Consider the following 19,448-nt stretch of genomic DNA (forward strand, 5'->3'; position numbering starts at 1 on the left):
GCACCGGCACCCTCGGCGCCCTCACAGCCCGCCACCTCATCACCCACCACGGCGCCCGCCACCTCCACCTCACCAGCCGAACCGGCCCCAACGCCCAGAACGCAGCCCAACTCGAAGCCGAACTCACCGCACTCGGCGCCCACATCACCATCACCGCCACCGACACCAGCAACCCCCACGACCTCACCACCCTCCTCACCCGGATCCCCGACCAACACCCCCTCACCGCCGTCATCCACACCGCCGGCACCCTCGACGACGCCGTCGTCACCGAACTGACCGAGGCCCACGTGGACCGGGTCTTCGGGCCCAAGGTGGACGGGGCCGTGATCCTGGACGAACTCACCCGCCACGCCGACCTGTCCGCGTTCGTGCTCTTCTCCTCGGCCGCCGCCACCGTCGGCGCCGCGGGCCAGGCCAACTACGCCGCGGCCAACGCCTTCCTCGACGCCCTCGCCCAGCGGCGGCGCCGCGCGGGCCTGCCCGCCGTGTCGATGGCCTGGGGCCTGTGGGAGCAGCGCTCCGGGATGACCGCTCACCTGGACGGCGCGGACCTGGGCCGGATGGCGCGCGGCGGCATGGTCCCGCTCACCGCGCAGGACGGCCTCGCCCTGTTCGACCAGGCCCTCTCCGGCGCCGAGCCGGTCGTCGTGCCCGCCCGGCTCGACCTGGCCGCGCTCCGGGAGCGGGCCGAGTCGGGCACCCTGCCGGCCGTGTTGGGGAGCGTCCTGCGGACCCCGTTGCCCCGCGTGGCGGCGGCGGGGGGTGCCGCACCGGCCGACTCCTGGGAGCGCCGACTGCTCGCCCTCCCGCCGGGCGAGCGGGAGGGTGCGCTGCTCGATCTCGTGCGCGGGCACGCGGCCGCGGTGCTCGGGCACGCGACGCCGGACACCGTGGACGCCGCGCGCCTCTTCAAGGAGAGCGGTTTCGACTCCCTGACCGCCGTGGAGTTCCGCAACCGGCTGGTCGCCGCGACCGGGCTGCGGCTGCCCGCGACCCTCGTCTTCGACCACCCGACGCCCGAGGCGCTGGCCCGTCATCTGCACGGGGAGCTGCTCCCCGACGAGCCCGCCGCCGCGGACGCGGCACTCACCGAACTGGCCGGTGTGGAAGCCGTGCTGAGTGGTGCCGCCGAGGCGGACGACGACGTACGGCAGGAGATCGTCCAGCGGCTGGAGGACCTGGTGGCCCTCTGGGGCCGGCTCCGCCGGCCGGAGGGGGAGCCGGCCACCGGCCGGCCGATCGATTCCCAGCGGATCGCCGAGGCGTCGCCCGAGGAGATCTTCGCCCTGATCGACAACGGCCTCGGCCGGGCGACGGGCCGCTGATGTCCCACCGACCGACCGATGCCGACGAGGAGAAGCCCACCGTGTCCAACGAAGAGAAGCTGCTCGACTACCTCAAGTGGGTGACGGCCGACCTGCAGGAGACCCGGGAGAAGCTGCGGGAGGCCGAGGAGGCGGCCGCCGAGCCGATCGCGATCGTCGCGATGAGCTGCCGCTACCCCGGGGACGTCCGTACCCCCGAGGAGCTGTGGCGGCTCCTGGAGACGGAGGCCGACGCCGTCTCGGCCTTCCCCCGCAACCGGGGCTGGGACCTCGCGTCCCTGTACCACCCCGACCCGGACCGAACGGGGACGACGTACGCCTCCGGCGGGGGCTTCCTGCACGACGCGGGCGACTTCGGCGCCGAGTTCTTCGGCATCAGCCCGCGCGAGGCCACCGCCATGGACCCGCAGCAGCGGCTGCTGCTGGAGACCGCCTGGGAGGCCTTCGAGGGAGCGGGCATCGTCCCCGAGACCCTGCGCGGCAGCCGTACGGGCGTCTTCGTGGGGGTGGCGGACATGCGCTACGCGCCGCACCCGCACGAGGCACCCGAGGAGTTCGAAGGCCAGCTGATGACCGGCACGTCGAGCAGTGTCGCCTCCGGCCGGATCTCCTTCACCTTCGGCCTGGAGGGTCCGGCGGTGACGCTGGACACCGCCTGCTCGTCGTCGCTGGTCGCCATCCACCTGGCCGTCCAGGCGCTGCGCGGCCGCGAGTGCGCGCTCGCGCTGGCGGGCGGTGCCACGGTGATGGCCACGCCCAACACCTTCGTCGAGTTCAGCCGCCAGCGCGGGCTGTCCCCCGACGGCCGCTGCAAGGCCTTCTCCGCCGGTGCCGACGGGACCGGGCTGGCCGAGGGCGCGGGCCTGGTGCTGCTGGAGCGCCTGTCGGACGCCCGGCGCAACGGCCGCCGGATCCTCGCGGTCGTCCGCGGCAGCGCGGTCAACCAGGACGGCACGAGCAACGGCCTGACGGCCCCGAGCGGGCCCGCGCAGGAGCGGGTGATCCGCCAGGCCCTCGCGGACGCCCGCCTCACCCCCGCCGACGTGGACGCCGTCGAGGCGCACGGCACCGGAACCATCCTTGGCGACCCCATCGAGGCCCGGGCCGTCCTCGCCACCTACGGGCGCGGCCGGCCCGCCGAGCGGCCGCTCCGGCTCGGCTCGCTCAAGTCCAACATCGGCCACACCCAGGCCGCGGCGGGCGTCGGCGGCGTCATCAAGATGGTGCTGGCCATGCGCCACGGCGTGCTGCCGAAGACCCTGCACGTGGGCGAGCCCACCCCGCACGTCGACTGGTCGTCAGGGGCCGTCTCGCTGCTCACCGAGGCGGCGCCGTGGAAGACGGACGCTGATCGCCCCCGCCGGGCGGCCGTCTCCTCCTTCGGGATCAGCGGCACCAACGCCCATCTCGTGCTGGAGCAGCCGCCCGCCGCCGAGGAGCCGGCGGCCGGGATGCCCGCGCAGGAAGGCCCGCTGCCGTGGGTGCTGTCGGCCCGCACCCGCGGCGCCGTACGGGCCCAGGCGCGGCGGCTGCACCGCCACCTGCTCGACCACCCGGAGACCGGGGCCGCGGACGTCGGTCTGTCGCTGGCGACCACGCGGACCCACTTCCCGCACCGCGCCGCGGTCGTGGGGCGGGACCGCGAGGAACTGATGGCCTCCCTCGCCGACCTCGCGCGGGACCGCGGCACGTCCGGGCTCGTGCGCGGCACCGCGGCCGGGGCGGGCGGCACCGCCTTCCTCTTCACCGGCCAGGGCAGCCAGCGGCTGGGCATGGGGGCCGAACTGAGCGAGGCCTTCCCGGTCTTCGCCAAGGCGTTCGGCGAGGTCTGCGACCACCTGGACGTCCACCTGGAACGTCCGTTGCGCGAGGTCGTGTTCGCCGCGCCGGACAGCCCGGAGGCGGCGCTGCTGCACCGCACCGCCTACACCCAGCCCGCGCTGTTCGCCCTGGAGACGGCGCTGTACCGGCTGCTGCGGCACTGGGGGATCACACCCGGCCGGCTCGCCGGGCACTCCATCGGCGAACTGACCGCCGCGCACGTGGCCGGGGTCCTCGACCTGCCGGACGCGGCCGCCCTGGTGGCCGCCCGGGCACGGCTGATGGACGCGCTGCCCGCGGGGGGCGCCATGATCGCCGTGGAGGCCGAGGAAGCGGAGGTCCTGCCGCTGCTGGCCGGATACGAGGACAGCGTCGGCATCGCCGCCGTCAACGGCCCCCGGGCGCTGGTGCTGTCCGGGGAGCGCGAGGCGACCGAGCGGGTCTCCCGGCACTTCGCCGAGCAGGGGCGCAGGACCACCTCGCTCCAGGTCAGCCACGCCTTCCACTCACCGCTCATGGAGCCCGCGCTGGAGGAGTTCCGGGCGGTCGCCGAGACGCTGACGTACCACCCGCCGGCGATCCCCGTCGTCTCGCTCGTCACCGGCCGCCCGGCCACCTCCGAGGAGCTGTGCTCGCCCGGCTACTGGGCCGGGCAGATCCGCGCGACCGTCCGTTTCCACGACGGCGTCCGCCACTTGAAGGACGCGGGCGTGTCCACCTACCTCGAACTCGGCCCGGACGCCGTGCTGACCTCCATGGCGCAGCTGAGTCTGCCCCCTGGTGAGACGGTGTGCGCACCGGTGCTCCTCAAGGGCCGGCCCGAGGCCCCGCGCGCGCTGGACGCCCTCGCCCGGGCCTGGGCCAACGGCGTGGACGTGGACTGGGAGGCCGTCCTCCCCGGCGGGCACCGCGTCGCCCTGCCGCCCTACGCCTTCCCGCGGCGGCGCTACTGGCTGGAGTCGGCCGCCGTCCGCGGCGCGCACCGCGCGAGCGGGGGCGAGGCGGAGTTCTGGAACGCGGTGACGGGCGGGGACCTGGACGCGCTGGCGGAGCGCCTGGAACTGGACGACGGCGGCCGGGCCGCGCTGGGCGAGGTACTGCCCGCCCTGTCCGCCTGGTGGAACCGTTCTGCCCCGGACGCCCCGGAAGAGGCCGCCGAGCCGCCCCAGGTCCTGGAGGACACCGACAAACAGCGGCGGCTGAGCGAGAGCCTCGCCGGCTCCTCCCACGAGGAGCAGGAGCGCGTCCTGCTGGACATCATCCGCACCCACGCCGCCGCCGTGCTCGGACACGACACGCCGGACGCCGTCGAGGCGGAGGTGACGTTCCAGAACGCCGGGTTCTCCTCCTTCACCGCCCTCGACCTGCGCAACCGCCTGTGCGAGGCCACCGGACTGCTGCTGGAACCGGTCGTCGTCTACGACCACCCGGCTCCCGTGTCCCTCGCCCGCTACCTGCGCGCCGTACTCGGCGCTCTGCACACCAAGGAGTGATCCGCATGACGACGAACGAGACCCGGCGACCGGTGGTGGTCTGCGGCGCCGGCCCGACCGGGTTGATGCTGGCCGCCGAACTGCGGCTCGCGGGCGTGGAGGTGGTGGTCCTGGAGAGGCGTCCGGGATTCACCGGCGAACGCGAGTCGCGCGCGCCGGGGGTGTACGCGCGGACGATCGAGATCTGGGACCAGCGCGGGATCCTCGACCGGTTCACCGGCAGCCGAACCGGCCGCTACAGCCACTTCGCGCTGCTGCCGGTCGGCGTCGACCTCGGTCGGCTCGACAGCCCGCACGCGGTGCTGCTGTTGCCCCAGGCGCGCATCGAGCGGGTGCTCGCCGAGTGGGCGGAGGAGCTCGGCGCCGAGGTCCGGCGCGGCCACGAGGTGACAGGGCTGCGCCAGGACGCGGACTGCGCGGAGCTGGAGGTGACGGGCCCGGACGGCCCGTACCGGCTCCAGGGCTCGTACGTCGTCGGCTGCGACGGCGGCCGCAGCACGGTCAGGTCGCTCCTCGACGTCGAATTCCCCGGGACCGACGCCACGGCGGACGTGCTGCTGGCCGACGTCTTCGGGGTGAGCCGGGACCTCCCCGGGCTGACGCAGCGGCCTTTCCCCTTCGTACGGAGCGAGCGCGGCTGGCTCGCGGTCTCCGCCGTCGCGGTCTCCACGGCGGGCGAGGACGTGCTGCGGTTCATCGTCGGCGACTTCACCCGGCCGCCGGTGCGACGGGCCGCGGCGCCGAGCTTCGAGGAGGTCTGCGAGACCGTCGCCGCCGTCGCCGGCATCGACCTCTCGGGCGCGACGCCGCAGTGGCTGAGCCGGTTCGGCAACACCACCCGACAGGCGGCGCGGTACCGCGTCGGTCGGGTGCTGCTCGCCGGTGACGCGGCGCACGTCCACCCGCCGTTCGGCGGCCAGGGGCTCAACCTGGGGGTGCACGACGCGGTGAACCTCGGCTGGAAGATCGCGGCCGAGGTCGGCGGCCGGGCGCCCGAAGGCCTGCTGGACAGCTACGAGCAGGAGCGCCACCCGGCCGCGGCCCGCGTGCTGCTCAACACCCGGGCGCAGAACGTCCTGATGACCGGGGGCCCCGACATCGACGCGCTGCGCACGATCGTCGCGGAGACCCTGGAGTCGGTCGAGGTGAACGACCGGCTGGCCGGGGAGCTCAGCGCCGTCGACGTACGGTACGACCTCGGCGGTGAGCACCCGCTCGTGGGCAAGCGCATGCCGCACCGCGAGCTGACAGCTCCGGACGGCTCCACATACGGCAGCCTGCGGCTGCTGGAGCGGGCGCGCGGGGTGCTGCTCGACCTGGCGGGCGCGCCTGAGTTGAAGGGCGTCGCCGAGGGCTGGGCGGACCGGTTGGACGTGGTCACCGCCACCTGTCCGCAGGCCGCGGCCGACGACCTGTCCGCCGTGCTGATCAGGCCGGACGGGCACGTCGCCTGGGTCGCGCCGCAGGGCCTCGCACCCGACGTGCGGGGGCTGGAGGCGGCCCTGGGCCGCTGGTTCGGGGCCGCCTCCGCGCAGGACACTCCCGCTTCTCTTCCCTCCTGACACCTTCATGTCCCAGGCAACCGAAAGGAATTGACAATGCATCTGATCGACCCGTTCCGCGCGGCGGTGGAGATGTGCCCCGAGTGCGCGGCCTCGATGGTCACCGAGCCGATGACCGTGTCGGAGAAGCCCGCAGGCGACTGCTTCGCGCTCACCGGCCTGTCCGAGACGGTGAACCTCGACTACAAGGCGGTCTCGGAGGACGGCTTCAACGCCGGTGACCGCAGCACGCACACCGACGAGTTCTTCACCGCCGACGGCACCTCCGTGGGCCACCTCGTCGGCCACAGCTGGAAGGTCGTCAAGCAGCCGTCCAACGGCCACCTGATGGCCTTCTACCGGGAGGAGATCACCCTGCCCGACGGGGAGATCCAGACGGCGGGCTGGATCGATGTCAACGCCATCCTCGCCGGCGAGTGGCAGGTGCTCCACGCGGTGGGCACCGGCGGCTCCTACATGGGCAAGGTGGGCGTGCGGGAACTGCGCAGCGAGGTGCTGCGCCACCGGTTCCAGGCGAATCTCGTGCTGTGCGGTGCGCCCGGCCGATGAGCGCTCCGGGGGCGGCGGCCCGCCGCCCCCGTACCACCCCTCCGAACGAGACCGTGGGGCGCCTCCGTACCAGGTGGAGGTTCGGTCCGAACCGCACCGCAGCCTTCTTCCGTTTCCGTTGACCGCGCCGATCGGCGCCGGTTAGGTTCCCAATACGGCTGGATGACATTGCGTCAGATTTTTTCCGCCGCTCCCCCACGACGTCGAAACGGCTGCCCTACCTGAGTACTTGGAGCATCACGTGCGCTACAGAATTCTTGGAAAGCTCCGCGTCATGCACGACAGCGAGCCGGTTTTCCTCTCGGCACGCAAGAAGGAGATCGTGCTCGCGTCGCTGCTGGTCCGGGCCAATCACGTGGTGTCGCTCGAGGAACTCATTTCCGAGATCTGGGGCGGGGATTCACCGCTGCGCGCCACCACGGCGGTCCACGTCCGCATCTGCGAGCTGCGGAAGTTCCTTCGCTCCTGCGGCATGGCCGGGAGCCCGATCGTCACGCGCTCCCCTGGCTACTTCATCCACGTCGAGCCCGGCGAGCTCGATGCGCACGTGTTCAGCTGGCTCGCCGAGGAGGGCCGCGCCGCGGCACGGGCCGGGGCGCACCACGAGGCCGTCGAGAAGCTCCGCTCCGCGCTGGAGCTGTCCCAGGAGACGTCCCTCGGGGGACTGCGCAGCGGCCCCATCATCAACGGCTTCGTGAACTGGCTCGACCAGGCCCGCCTGGACTGCACCGAGCAATGGATGGAATCGGAACTGGCATTGGGCCGGCACCGTGAAGCGGTGGGCCGACTCTATTCGTTATTCAGCCAGCACCCCTTACACGAGGCATTCCACCGGCAGCTCATCCTGGCGCTCCACCGCTGCGATCGGCGGGCGGACGCCCTGCACGTCTACCAAGTGGCCCGCAACACCCTCCGGGAAGAACTCGGCCTCGAACCCTGCCTTGCCACCCGCCGGGTCCACCACGCGATTCTCACCGCGGACGACCACCTGCACGCGCGGGCTTCCGCCTGACGGCACCGCGGGCGGGCTTCCGGGTGCTTCGGCCGCGGGGCTCCGCCCGGCCCTCCCCCGCGCGGCCGCACGCTCGACGGCCGGGCGGGGAGGCTCAGCCGGATCCGGGCGTGCGCAGTGCACCGGAGAGTTCCGTGCGCCTGTGGACGGCCAGCTTGCGGTAGACGGCGGTGAGGTGCTTCTCCACCGCGCGCCGTGTCACCCCCAGTTCGCCGGCGATGGCGCCGTTCGACAGCCCGCGGGCCGCCATGCGGGCCACCGTGAGCTGCACCGGGGACAGGCCGTGGACCGGGTCAAGAGCCGGTCCGCCCAGCAGCGCCCGGGCGCGGGCCGAGAGACCGGGCAGCCCGCAGGCGTCGGCGAGCGCGGCACCCTCTCTCAGCAGTTCCTCCGCCCGCGGGCCTCCCTCGTCGGCCTCCCGGCCGCCGAGCCGCACCAGTGCTCTGGCCAGTTCCAGGCGGTGGTGCGAGCCTCGCAGCACCTCCACCGCCTCGTACAGCAGCCCCCTTCCCCGTTCCCCTCCGGCCAGTGTGCCGTGCACGCGCAGGGCACGGCCGAGCGCGGCGGGGGCTCCCCAGGCCCGGGCCCGCTCACACTCCTCGCGCATCAGGTCCTCGGCCGCCCGCACGTCGCCGAGGCGGCGGTGGGCGAGGGCCGCCCAGCAACGCCACGGGCCGAGCGCGGGGTTGTGCCGGCCGTCCCCCTCCAGCCGCCTGCCCCAGGCGAGGAAGTGGTCCAGGGCGGTGGCGTCGTCGCGCCGCTGGAAGGCGCGTACGCCGCGGAGCATCCGGTAGGTGATGCCGCGGTGGACGTCGGCGGCCTCTCCGTACGCGGAGCCGGAGTCCTGCGCCAGGAGACGGTCGCACAGCCGCAGGTCCATGGTCTCGACGGCGACGGCGGCCAGGGCGACGTCGGCCGCCGTTCGATCCTCCCACCGCTCCCCCGCGAGCCGGTGGGTATCCAGGGCCAGGGCCCGGGCTCCGGCCACGTCCCCGGACCGCAGCCGCACCAGGGTCAGCTCGGTCCCCGTGCTCACTTGGGACACCAGGGCCTTTTGCTGTGCGGAGCGCGCCAGGCGCGTCTCCAGCCAGGCCGCGAGGTCGGTCAGGTCGTCCGCTGCCACGAGCGTGATCGCCAGCAGGGGCACGGTGGTGTACGACAGCTCGGGCACCGCCGGTTCGCGTTCCAGGACTCGCCGGGCGAGCCGGACGGCGTCCTCCCGCGCGATCCCCGCCCCCACCACCGCGTCGTGCAGGAGCGCGGTCACGAGCTCACGCTCCCCACCGGTCCCCAGCCCGGGTTCCGGGCCCAGTTCCCGCAGTCGCCGCACCGAGTCCGCGAGCCGTCCGGGGGCAGGGGGCTCCGCGCGGCGGACCCGGGCCTCCAGCCGCAGCGCCACCTCGTGTCCGGCGTCGCACGCCGCACGGTCGGGACCGAGCGCGGCGAAGACCTCGCGGAACAGGTCGACCGTCTGCGGTGTCGCGGTGTCGAGGACGGGCGGCGGGATGCGCAGCAGCGCTGCCGCCCGCTGCTCGGCCGAGGGCAGCAGGGGCACCGCCTGGGAGACGTGCCGCGCGGCCATCCAGGGGTCGGTGATCCGCTCGGCACCGGCCAGGTCCACCAGGACCACGGCGCGGTCGTCGCCGTCCGTGGAGGCTTCCTGGAGGGCCCGGCGCAGGAAGCGCACCGCGTCCCCGGGCTCGCCGCGGTCGAGTGCGGACTCGGCGGCCGCGCGCAGCACGGTCACCGTCCAGGGCGCGTCGGACGAGGCGGAGGGTGCCGTCGCCATCAGCCGGGCGGCGATCTGCTCGGCCGGGTGGTCGGCCCGGAGGAGGAGCACGGCCGCCCGGCTGAGCAGCCCTTGCCGTTCCTCGACGGTGGCGCTCTCCTCCGCGGCGGCCCGGAAGACGGGGTGGACGAAGACCGGCACCGGCGAGCCGGGACGCGGGCGGAGCAGGCCCAGCGCCCGCAGGGCCCGTTCGGCCGCGCGGCACCCGACGGCGTCCAGTTCCGCGAGCCGCGCCACGAGCTCCGGCTCGGCCTGTTCCCCCAGGACGGCCACGGCCCGAGCGAATTCCGGCAGGGGCGAAGGGAGCTGTTCCAGGCGCAGGGCGAGCCGTTCCTGGAGGGCGGGCGGGCTCACCCGCGCGGCCCGCTCGCCGTGCTCCGCGACCGGCCTCAGCCCCGTCCGGCGCAGGGCGTGGCCGACGGCGACCGTGATCATCGGGTTGCCCCCGCAGGCGTCGTGGCAGGCCCGCGCGAACCCGTCGTCCGCGGGCTCACCGAAGCTCCGCTCCACCAGGGCCCGGGTGCCCTGATGGGACAGCGGGCGCAGCGGTAGGGTGCGGCCGGCCGCGGCGAGGAGGTCCCGCACCAGGGGTGTCCGGGCCCCCGGGTCGCCGTCGGCGAGGGCCACGACGACCGTGACGGGCCGCATGGTGGGCCGTCTGGCGAAGTACGCCAGCCACCGCAGCGAGGCCTCGTCCGCCCAGTGCGCGTCGTCCACCGTGATCAGCAGCGGCTCGTCGACGGCCATGCGGGCGGTCAGCGCGCGCAGTTCCCGCAACAGGCGCGGGTGCGCGCCGTCCTCCGGAACGGGCGTCTCCTCGGTGAGGACGCTCCAAAGGGCCTCGGTGCCCGGGCTCAGCCAACGCTCCCGGGCCGCGGCCCCCGCGAGTGTCGGTTCGAGGAGCTGGCGCACCACGCCGAAGGGGAACTCCCGCTCCGGCCGCGCCGCGTCGGCCCGTAGGACCCGTGCACCCTTCTCCTCCGCGAGCTGCGGGAGGTGGTCGAGCAGCTCCGTCTTGCCCGCGCCCCAGGCCCCGGTGACGACGGTCAGTGAACTGCCGTGGGCCCCGGCGGTGTCCAGGGCGTCGGCCACCGCGCTCAGTTCGGTGTCCCGTTCGAGCAGCAGGGGGATCAGTCCTTCCGGGGGATGAGGCGGGGGAGGTCCCGCCGGCCGGAGACGCCGAGCTTCCGGTAGGCCCGGGTCAGGTGTGTCTCCACCATCCGGCGGGACACTGATAGCCGCTGGGCGACGGCCGTGTTGGTCATGCCGCCGCGGACCAGTTCGACGATGCGCCGTTCGGCCGCGGTGAGTTCCCGCCCGGCCGCCGGCCCGCGGAGGCCGGTCGGCTCCGTCGTGGCGTCCAACGGCGCCGGGAGGGTACGGGGCTCGCCGGTCAGCTCCCGGACCCGGCGGGCGCGACGGGGGGTCTGCCACGTTGGTGGGGCGGCGTCCCGCAGCAGCCGGGCCGCCGCGGCCCTGGCCTCGCGGGACCGCTCGCCCTCGGTCACCCGGCCCAGGGCGACCAGGGCCGTGCCGACCGCGCTCGCACTCCCCCACGCCTCGGCCGCCGCGTGCTCCGCCGCCGCCATGCGCTCGGCTCCGGCCCGGTCCCCGCAGCCCAGCCGGGCGACGGCCGCGGCCGAACGCCACGGCACGACGGCCGGGTTGGTCCATCCCCTGGCCAGCAGCCCGCGCCCGCACTCCAGCAGGTCGGACAGGGCCGCCTCGTGGTCTCCGGTGCGCAGCCCCAGCAGGCCCCTGGCGTGGAGGAACATCGGCCACCACATGCCGTTCACCGCGCGTACGGGCATCTCGGCCGCCGCGCACCGGCCCGCCTCGTCCACCTCGTCCCGCTCCAGGTGCAGCAGCAGGCGCATGGCCACGATCATCGGTCTGGCCTTGACGGTCGCGGGGCCGGGCATCGCCGCCCGCTCGACCTTCGCGAGGTCCCGGTCCGCCTCCTCCAGCCATCCCCGGCGCAGCGCCACCGCCGCGCGCAGGCTCAGCGCCGCCGCGACGGCCGGGTCCGCGCCCTGTCTCCAGGCCTCGTCGACGATCCCGTCGAGACCGGCCGCCGCCTCCTCGTACGCGTCCGTCAGGGCCATGACGTAGCAGGCCGCCAACCGAGTGGTGAACAGCGCCGGATGGGCGCTGTCGGGGCGCAGAGCGGCCTCGGCCAGGGTGCGTACGCGGGCGAGCGGCAGGGTCTGGGCGAGGGCCGAGCGCAGGGCCAGGACGCCCGCTTGGGCGGGTCCTTCCGGTGGCCCCCACAGCGGCGGTACGGGCGGGACGTCGACCCCTTCCTCCGTCGGCGCTCCGCCTCCGGTCAGCCAGTGCAGGGCCTGGAAGGCGCTCCGTTCCGCCCGGCCGGCCCCCGGCAGCGACCAGGCCGCCGCCGTGCCGCGGCGTACCGTGGCCGCGTGGCCCCACGCGGCGAGCAGGTCTGCGGCGCGCAGCCGGGCCGCGGGGGGCACGTCGCGCTCCGGGCCGTACAGCACGCGCCACAGGGCGCGTTCGCCGCTGTCGGGGGCGTCCGTCAAGGCGGCCGAGCCCAGGTCGACGAGCAGCCGCGCCCGCTGGTGGGGTTCCAGCGGTTCGGCGAGCGCGCGTTCCAGGAAGCGGGCCGCGCGGGCGGGTTCGGTGCTCCGGTACCGCGCGGCGGCGCCGGACAGGGCGTCCGCCGCCCATCCGGCCCCGCTGGGCCGGGCGCCCAGGAGCAGTTCGGCCAGCGGTGCGTCGGGGAGGGCCGTGCGGTGGCCGAGTGCGGCGGCGCGGGTGTACAGGTCCTCGCGCTGCCGCACGGTGAGTCCGGCGAGCACCTGGTCGACCACGCCCGGCGGCGCGCTCGGGTGGTCCGCGTCCGGGACCAGACCGGCACCGGCCAGCAGGCGCAGCGCGCGGGGAGCGGGGAGCGTGCGCAGTCCGGCCAGTTCGCAGAGCTGGGGCAGGCCGAGATGGGGGCCGCCCACGGCGATCGCGCGCAGCAGGGAGGCGGGTTCGGGACCGAGTCCGTCCACGAGTCTGGCGGTGCGCTCGCCCACCGCCTCGGCCGCGCGCGCCGGCAGCCCGGCCGCCGCATCAGCGGTGGGGCCGAGGCCGTCGGCCGCCAGCGAGGCCAGCAAAGAGCGCAGCACCGCCGGGTTGCCCTCGCACGCGGCGAAGGCCGCCTCGGCGAACGTTTCCTCGACGGGCCCCCCGCAGTGGGCGGCCAGCATCCCAGCCACTCCTTTCCGGGTCAGGGGCCGCAGTGCGAGATGCGCGGCCGTGCTCGGGAGGGCGGCTGGTACCGATCCGGGCGTTCCGGCGACCAGGAGGACGAGGGGCGCGCCGCGGGTGCGCCGCGCCATGCTCTCCAGCCACCCTCGCGAGTCCGTGTCGCCCCACTGCACGTCGTCGACGGCGAGGAGCAGCGGCCGCTCGCGCGCGGCCGTGAGGAAGGTCTGGCACGTCAGGGGCAGTGGCCGGTCGGCCGGGTCGTCGGCGTCGTCCGGGTCCAGGCGGGCGAGGAGCTGGGAGACGATGCCGAAGGGCCGGTCCGTCTCGGCCGGGGAGCCGTACGCGCACGCGGCGGCGAGTCCCGCGTCGAGGGCCGCCGCGCTGGCGTACCGCAGGAGCGCGCTGCGCCCGGTGCCGGGGAGCCCCTCGACCGCGATCACCGCCGAGCGGCCGGAGCGCAGCCCGTCGACGGCCTCGCGCAGGAGTGCCGTCTCCCCGTCCCGTTCGACGAGGACGTTCTCACCGGTCACCGGCCCCGCCCGACTGTGGGAGCCGCCGTCCCCGCCGTGCCGCCGGTCACGAAGCAACCGGGGTGGCGGCGCGGGCGGCAGGCTGTGCGAGGCCACGGAGCGCGGCGGGCAGGTCGGTCCGGCCGGCCAGCCCGAGTTTGCGGTAGGTGGAAGTCAGATGCGTCTCCACCGTGCGCCGGGAGAGGAACAGGGTCTCGGCGATCTCCTGGTTGGTGGCGCCTGCCGCCGCGGACTCGGCCACCTGCCGCTCGGTTCCGCTCAGCGGCTCGGCGCCGGCGAGGGGCCGGCGTCGGCGGTCGGCACCCGCGGCGGCCAGCGCTTCGCGGGTCCTGGCCGCCAGCCGGCGCGAGCCGCAGCGGCGCGCCGTCTCGTGCGCGCGCAACAGGTGCGCGCGGGCGCCGGCGGCGTCGCCGCGCCCCGACAGCTCCCTGCCCAGCAGAAGTTCGCAGCGGGCGCGGTCCAGCCGGGCCTGCGAACGGGAGAGGGTCTCGACGGCGGCGGCCAGCAGGTCCACGCGGCGGTCGCCGCGGGCCGCCGTGCCCGCCGCGAGGAGCGCGTGCCCGAGCGCGTGGGGGGTGCCCCAGCGGCGGGCCAGCTCCAGGCCCTCCTCGGCGAGGCCGACGGCTTCGGTGGGGCGGCCGAGCTCGGCCAGGGCCCTGACGGCCACGGTGCGCCAGGACGCCCATGCCGGGTCGCCCATGCCCGCCTCCGCGAACCAGCGCTCGCAGCGGCGGGCTCGGACCAGCGCGCCTTCCGGGTCACCCGCGCGGAGCCGGAGACGGGCCCAGGTCGTCAAGTACCAGGACTGCCCGAGGACCGACTGGCCCAGGCCGGACTCGGCCGCCCTGGCAAGGGCCGCCCTGGCGGCCTCGGTGGCTCCCTGCTCGCTCTGGACGGCAGCCCAGGCGATGAACGGCAGCGCGAAGCCGGGGCTCCGCCGGGGACGGCCCATGCACTCCAGCGCGTCCCGCGCGTCGGCGATGGCGGCGGGGATGTCGCCGAGCCGGTGACGCACCATCGACCGGTCCGCCAGCAGCCACCAACGGGGCAGGCATCCGTTGCCGACGGCCATCGCCGGTTCCAGCGTCTCCAGTGCCCTGCCGGGCTCGTCGGCCAGGTGGAACAGCACAGCTGCCTGGACCCGCATCCAGTCCGGGGCACCGGAGCCCGCGGCGCCCATGGCCCGGGCGGCGAGGCCGACGACCTCGCGGGCGGACGCGCCCTCCAGGGCGCCCAGTTGGGCCCGCACGAGCAGGCTGCCGCCCTGGGCGGACTCGGCGGGCTCCCGCGCCACGGCGGCACGAACCCGCTCCCGCACGGCCGCGAACGCCGGCTTCTCGTGCAACCCGGCAGAGAGGACGGCCGACTCGATCCTCCAGCACAGGTCACGGCTGGCCTCGTCGCCGTCCGGGCTCAGTGCGGCGCGCAGCGTGTCGAGGGCGCGGGAGAGTACGGTGAGCGCCGGGCGGCCCACGGCCTGCGCGGTCATCCCGAACTGCAGCGCGACCGACGCCCGCAGCCGGACGTCAGTGGTCCGGTCCAGCAGGCTCCGCAGGGTGTCCAGCGCGGCCTCGGGATCGGTGGCGGCCAGCGCTCCGGCCAGTTCCAGCCCGGTGCGCACGCGACTGCGCTCATCGCTCTCGTCCTCCAGCAGCCGTCGCAGGTAAGGGGTGGCCCGGGACCGGTCGTCGTGCCGCCGTGCCAGCTCGGCCGCGTCACGCAGGACGCCGCGCATCCACCCCTCGTCGAGCCGGGGTAACAGGAGCAGGTGGCCCGCCACCTCCGGGGCCGCGAAGCCCTCGTCGTTGAGCAGCCGGGCCGCGTCGGTGCGTAGACGGACCAGTTCCCCGGCCGGGATGGCCTCCAGGACCGCCGCGCGCAGGGCCTCCAGGCCCCCGGAGGCCAGGAGTTCGCCGTCGCGGTAGCCGGCGAGCACCGCCGACACCAGGAGGGCCGGTACGCCGGCGAGCGCGCCGACGCGCTCGGGCGACGCGACGTGACCGGTGCCAGTCGGCAGCGCGACGGGACCGGTGCCCGCCTCGGCGGCCGCCGGGGGACCCGTCCAACCGAGCACGGCCGCGGCGCTCACCACCCGGAGTTCCGTCGCCGACAGGCCTCTCAGGTGTGCCCGCACCAAGGAGGCGTGGATCCGGTGCCACGCCGCGTCGACGTCGGCGGCGGCACAGGGGCCGGGCGGTACGCCGTCCCTGCGCAGCCGCGTCAGGATGCGCCGGAGCAGCGAGGGGTTCCCGCCGGAGAGTTCCGTGCAGCGCCGCACGGCGGCGGCGCCGGGCGTCCGCCCCAGGCAACGTGCCGCGGCCACGGCCACGTCGGCCTCGGTCAGCGGCCCGAGCGGCAGCAGGCGGGTCCCCGGGTGGCGGACGATCCTGTCGAACGCCCGGCCGGCGGAACCACCGGGACCGCTGCCGCGACCGCCCCAGGCCAGGACGACCAGCAGGGGCAGGCCCTCCGGCCGGTGGAGGAGGGACTCCAGCCAGCGCAGGGAACGCTCATCGCACCACTGGGCGTCGTCGACGACGAGCACCAGGGGCCCGGGGGACGGAGCCGCCGGGACCAGCCGTTCCCGGCTGGGCGGTACGGCCTCCCGCCGGTCCCCGAAAAGCCGGCCGACCGTGGCGTACGGCGTCTCCGCGGTCGCGCGGTGGCCGGCCGCGGACAGCACGGTGGCCCCGTCCGGGCCGCCGTCGCGCCGGAACCCGTCGAGCAGCGCCGTCTTCCCGCTCCCGGTGTTCCCGCGCACCACCACGCAGCGCGCCTTCCCGGCGCGGGCCTGCTCGGCACAGGCGCGCAGCACGGCCAGTTCCGAGGAACGGCCGACCAGGTCCCACTCCACCGCCGGGGCGGAACCTCTCGCCCGGCGCCTCTGGAGAACGGGCCGGTACGGATCCTCCGTTGAACGTCCACCAGATCCGGCGACGGCCGTGACGACCACCGCAGCGCGGGCGTTCCCGGTGCGACGGCGCTCGGCACTGGACGACTCCATGACATGACCTCCGGCAATCCGGCTGACGGCCTGTGACCCGGAATCACGCTAGACGGCGCGCCCGGACCAGAGTTGATCACGAGGGCACAGGCCCGGCTCCCACAGCGCACTCCCGGGGAGGGCGTCCGGGACCTCCTGCCGGGTGGTCACACGCGAAGACCGACGGATGAGAATGTGACGACAGCCGTTCGCCGGACCGGCCGGCCCTCAGGCTCCAGGAAGGGCGCCACGGCGGCGACGAACTCGGCCGGCCGGGCGCTGTGCACCGGGTGACCGGCCTCGATGGTGACCAGGCGGCAGTCCGGCATCTGCCGGGCGAGTTCGGCGATCCGCTCCTGCGGGACGGGGCTGGCGGCCCCGCCCGCGATCGCCAGGGTGCGGGCGGGGATCCGGGCCGGCCCCTCGCGCCGGGCCGGGTCGGGGTCGTCGAACCGCGCCCGGCACAGCGGTGCGGCGCAGGCCCCGCCTGTCGCGGACGTCGCACCTCCGCCCGCGCCGGACCGCGCGCTCCCGCTACGCGGCCGGTGGTGACGGCCGTCACCCGCCCGAGTGGCCGGGCAGATGAGGGGGTGCCCAACGCCACGACCAAGTCTCGTGGCGGCGGGCTTTGCGTACGAGGGCCCCAAGTCGGTCGAAGGCCGTGTTGAGGCCGATGGCGAGGCCGACGAACAGCAGCGCACACGAGCCCCGAGCCGGACCGGCCTGCCGTGCCCTGACGCCTGTGACGCCGTCGGCACCCACGGCTCCGGCCGGGTCCGTGGTCCCGGAGTTACCCGCCAGCGCCAAGCTGGCGAGTTTTGTGCCCGGCCGCCTCTTCACCGGCCCGGACGACTTCAACCGCCAGCTGACCTCCTGGCTGCAGGTCGCCAACCGGCGTCATCACCGGTCGATCGACGCGCGCCCCGCGGACCGGTGGGAGGCGGACCGCGCACAGATGCTCACCATCCCACCGGTCGCCCCGCCCCACTGGTGGCCGCTTCGCATCCGTATCGGCCGCGACCACTACATCCGGGTCGACACCAACGACTACTCCGTCCACCCTCGTGCGATCGGCCGGACGGTGATGGTCCACGCCGACAACGAGGAGATCACCGTCACCTGCGGGGAGGAGATCGTGGCCCGCCATCCGCGCTGCTGGGCCAGGCACCAGAGCCTGACCGATCCCGACCACGCCGCCGCGGCCGACCTCATGCGCGGCGAGGTGATCCATCAGCAGGCCGCCCGCGCGGCCACCGCCCGAGCCTCCACCTTCCTTTCGATCCCGGTAGCGAGGACGCGGGCGTCGAGGACGGCGGCTTGGACCTGCCGAGGTAGAGGTCGGGCTCTGCGCAACAGCCCTCCCCCACTCGCCGAGCGGAACGTGGGCTTCCCGGTTCTCGGCCCCCACTGGTGCGCGGGGCGATGCGGCTGCGTTGGCTGGTCACGGCGCATCCGCGCGCTCCACCATGGCGTCGGCCGAGCCCATGGCTGGACTGAGGGTCACGTCGACGACGGCGTGGACGGTCGGGTGGCGTTGGTGCAAAACATGGTCGTCCTCGGGCACTCACCGGGTGGCGGCGTGCTCGCTTTCACCCAAGGCCACTGCCGTCGGACACAGTCCTATGGCTGGACAACCAGTCTTCTGGGCTGGCTGATGTGACCACAGCCCATACCTGATTGTTCGTCAAATCAGTGAGAATTCCCTAGACTCCTGCCTATCTGAACAATGCGGACACCGGATCGGTCGATCTACTTGCGTGCCTCGATCAGGAAGCGCGCCGAGTGGGCCACGAACGGGCCCTTGGCCCGAATCTGGGCGTCCAGTTCGCGCAGCCGGTCCCAGTAGGCGTCGACGGTGAAGCCCGGGACCATCCAGATCACCTTGCGAAGGAAGTACACCACCGCGCCGATGTCCCGAAACTCCATCCGCAGCCGCTCGGACCGCAGGTCCACCACCTCCAGCCCGGCCTCCCGGGCCTCGGCGCTCTCCCGTTCGGGGCGACGGCCCTCGCGCGCCTCGGGCTGCGGTCCGAGGAAGTACTCGACCAGTTCGAAGGCCGACGCCGGGCCCACGTGCTGGGCGAAGTACGTGCCGCCGGGGGTCAGCACCCGGGCGATCTCCGTCCACCAGGCCCGCACCGGGTGCCGACTGCTGACCAGATCGAAGGCCCCGTAGGCGAACGGCAGCGGCGGCTCGTCGAGGTCCGCGACCACCACCGCGCCCAGCGGGTGCAGCAGGTGGGTGGCGCGGGCCACGTTGGGCGGCCACGACTCGGTGGCCGCGAGCACGGACGGGCGCCCGCCCAGCCGTACGGCGCCCGCGAGCACCTCGCCGCCGCCGGTTTGGACGTCCAGGGCCGCGGTCGCCGTGCCCAGCCGACCGGCCAGCAGCCGCTGGTAGCCCCAGGAGGGCCGTTCCTCGGTGGCCCGGCCCTCCAGCCAGGAGAAGTCCCAGCCGTCCACGGACACCGCCTCGGCCTCGGCGATCAGTTCTTCGAAGGTGCGCATGTGCGCATCATCGCGGCGCCGGAACCGTCCGGCCAGCGGATTTCCCGTCCGGGCCGTCCGCGGGTGGAGGAGCCGGCGGGTACCGGAGGACGATACCGACCCCTACCTCCACGCCCCCGGCGGCGATCAGCCCGCTCACCGGCTCCGCGCCACCGCCGTCCGCCTCGAACGCGACCAGCACGCCCGGTTCCTCCCCGCACTGCCGCTCCACCAGCCGCCGCTCCTCGGGCGTGGGCGGGCGGAACACCGGGTCCTGGAAGGAGTCCGGACAGCGGACGTACAGTGGGTCGGCGAAGACCAGCTCCAGGCCGTGGTGGTAGCCGAGGTCGTAGCCGGCGGCCAACCGCAGCTCGCCGGGGCGCCAGGACCACACGTCCCAGTCCCACCAGCTGCCCTCCGGCAGCTCGATCACCCCGGCGACCGGCCCGGCCGGTCCGTGCCGGTCGCCGCTACAGAGCCACGGGCCGCCCGGCCGGTCGTCATCGTCCGGCATCCGTGCCATCTGCCCGCCCTCCCGGTGGCACCGAAAACCGGTACCCAGCCCCAGTGTGCCCGGGCGAGGATAGCGCCGAGACGGACGGACCGGTCACCGCGTTCCGCTCGACGCCCTGCCCTGTCCCGCCGTGCCACGCTTCGCCCGCCCGATGCCCCCGCCGA

11 protein-coding genes are annotated in these 19,448 nt (G+C 75.0%); 6 read left to right on the forward strand and 5 right to left on the reverse strand.

The genetic code is table 11. The features are described 5' to 3' along the window. The 5 genes from ACWDBE_RS34655 to ACWDBE_RS34675 form a co-directional block, all read left to right on the forward strand. A partial coding sequence (locus ACWDBE_RS34655) for an SDR family NAD(P)-dependent oxidoreductase (RefSeq protein ID WP_449809927.1) occupies positions 1-1,328 on the forward strand: 1,328 nt, incomplete at its 5' end. A gap of 41 nt (positions 1,329-1,369) precedes the next feature. Continuing rightward, positions 1,370-4,642, forward strand: coding sequence for a type I polyketide synthase (locus ACWDBE_RS34660; RefSeq protein ID WP_449793493.1), 3,273 nt, complete (start codon positions 1,370-1,372; stop codon positions 4,640-4,642). A gap of 5 nt (positions 4,643-4,647) precedes the next feature. Then, positions 4,648-6,204: an FAD-dependent monooxygenase gene (locus ACWDBE_RS34665; RefSeq protein WP_449793494.1), complete on the forward strand. Its 1,557-nt coding sequence runs from the start codon at positions 4,648-4,650 to the stop codon at positions 6,202-6,204. A 36-nt stretch (positions 6,205-6,240) separates the two neighbouring features. Then, entirely contained in the window at positions 6,241-6,753 is a 513-nt protein-coding gene (locus ACWDBE_RS34670) for an allene oxide cyclase barrel-like domain-containing protein (protein ID WP_449793495.1), read from the forward strand. 274 nt (positions 6,754-7,027) lie between these two features. Beyond that, a complete protein-coding gene (locus ACWDBE_RS34675) occupies positions 7,028-7,765 on the forward strand; it encodes an AfsR/SARP family transcriptional regulator (RefSeq protein ID WP_449793496.1) in 738 nt (245 codons plus the stop codon). 94 nt (positions 7,766-7,859) lie between these two features. Here the strand turns inward: ACWDBE_RS34675 and ACWDBE_RS34680 are convergent, their stop codons facing one another. The 3 genes from ACWDBE_RS34680 to ACWDBE_RS34690 are packed head-to-tail and all read right to left on the reverse strand — an operon-like array spanning position 7,860 to position 16,154. Then, the gene (locus ACWDBE_RS34680; RefSeq protein WP_449809953.1) at positions 7,860-10,790 is read right to left on the reverse strand and encodes an ATP-binding protein; all 2,931 of its coding nucleotides are present in this window, start codon (positions 10,788-10,790) and stop codon (positions 7,860-7,862) included. After that, the gene (locus ACWDBE_RS34685; protein ID WP_449809928.1) at positions 10,685-13,300 is read right to left on the reverse strand and encodes an AAA family ATPase; all 2,616 of its coding nucleotides are present in this window, start codon (positions 13,298-13,300) and stop codon (positions 10,685-10,687) included. Before ACWDBE_RS34685 ends, ACWDBE_RS34680 begins: the two co-directional genes overlap by 106 nt. Before the next feature lie 46 nt (positions 13,301-13,346). Continuing rightward, positions 13,347-16,154 carry an AAA family ATPase gene (locus ACWDBE_RS34690; protein WP_449809929.1) on the reverse strand — a complete coding sequence of 936 codons (2,808 nt, stop codon included), beginning with the start codon at positions 16,152-16,154 and terminating at the stop codon, positions 13,347-13,349. Positions 16,155-17,025: 871 nt separating this feature from the next. On the opposite strand from ACWDBE_RS34690, the gene ACWDBE_RS34695 reads away from it, so the two are divergent. Beyond that, on the forward strand, positions 17,026-17,943 hold the full coding sequence (locus ACWDBE_RS34695; protein WP_449809930.1) for a Mu transposase domain-containing protein: 918 nt from the start codon (positions 17,026-17,028) through the stop codon (positions 17,941-17,943). Between the two features lie 89 nt (positions 17,944-18,032). On the opposite strand, the gene ACWDBE_RS34700 is transcribed toward ACWDBE_RS34695, so the two are convergent. Beyond that, entirely contained in the window at positions 18,033-18,791 is a 759-nt protein-coding gene (locus ACWDBE_RS34700; protein ID WP_449809931.1) for a methyltransferase domain-containing protein, read from the reverse strand. Between the two features lie 7 nt (positions 18,792-18,798). Continuing rightward, positions 18,799-19,293, reverse strand: coding sequence for a hypothetical protein (locus ACWDBE_RS34705; RefSeq protein ID WP_449809932.1), 495 nt, complete (start codon positions 19,291-19,293; stop codon positions 18,799-18,801). Between the last annotated feature and the right edge of the window lie 155 nt (positions 19,294-19,448).

The sequence above is a fragment of the Kitasatospora sp. NPDC001132 genome (assembly GCF_053598415.1).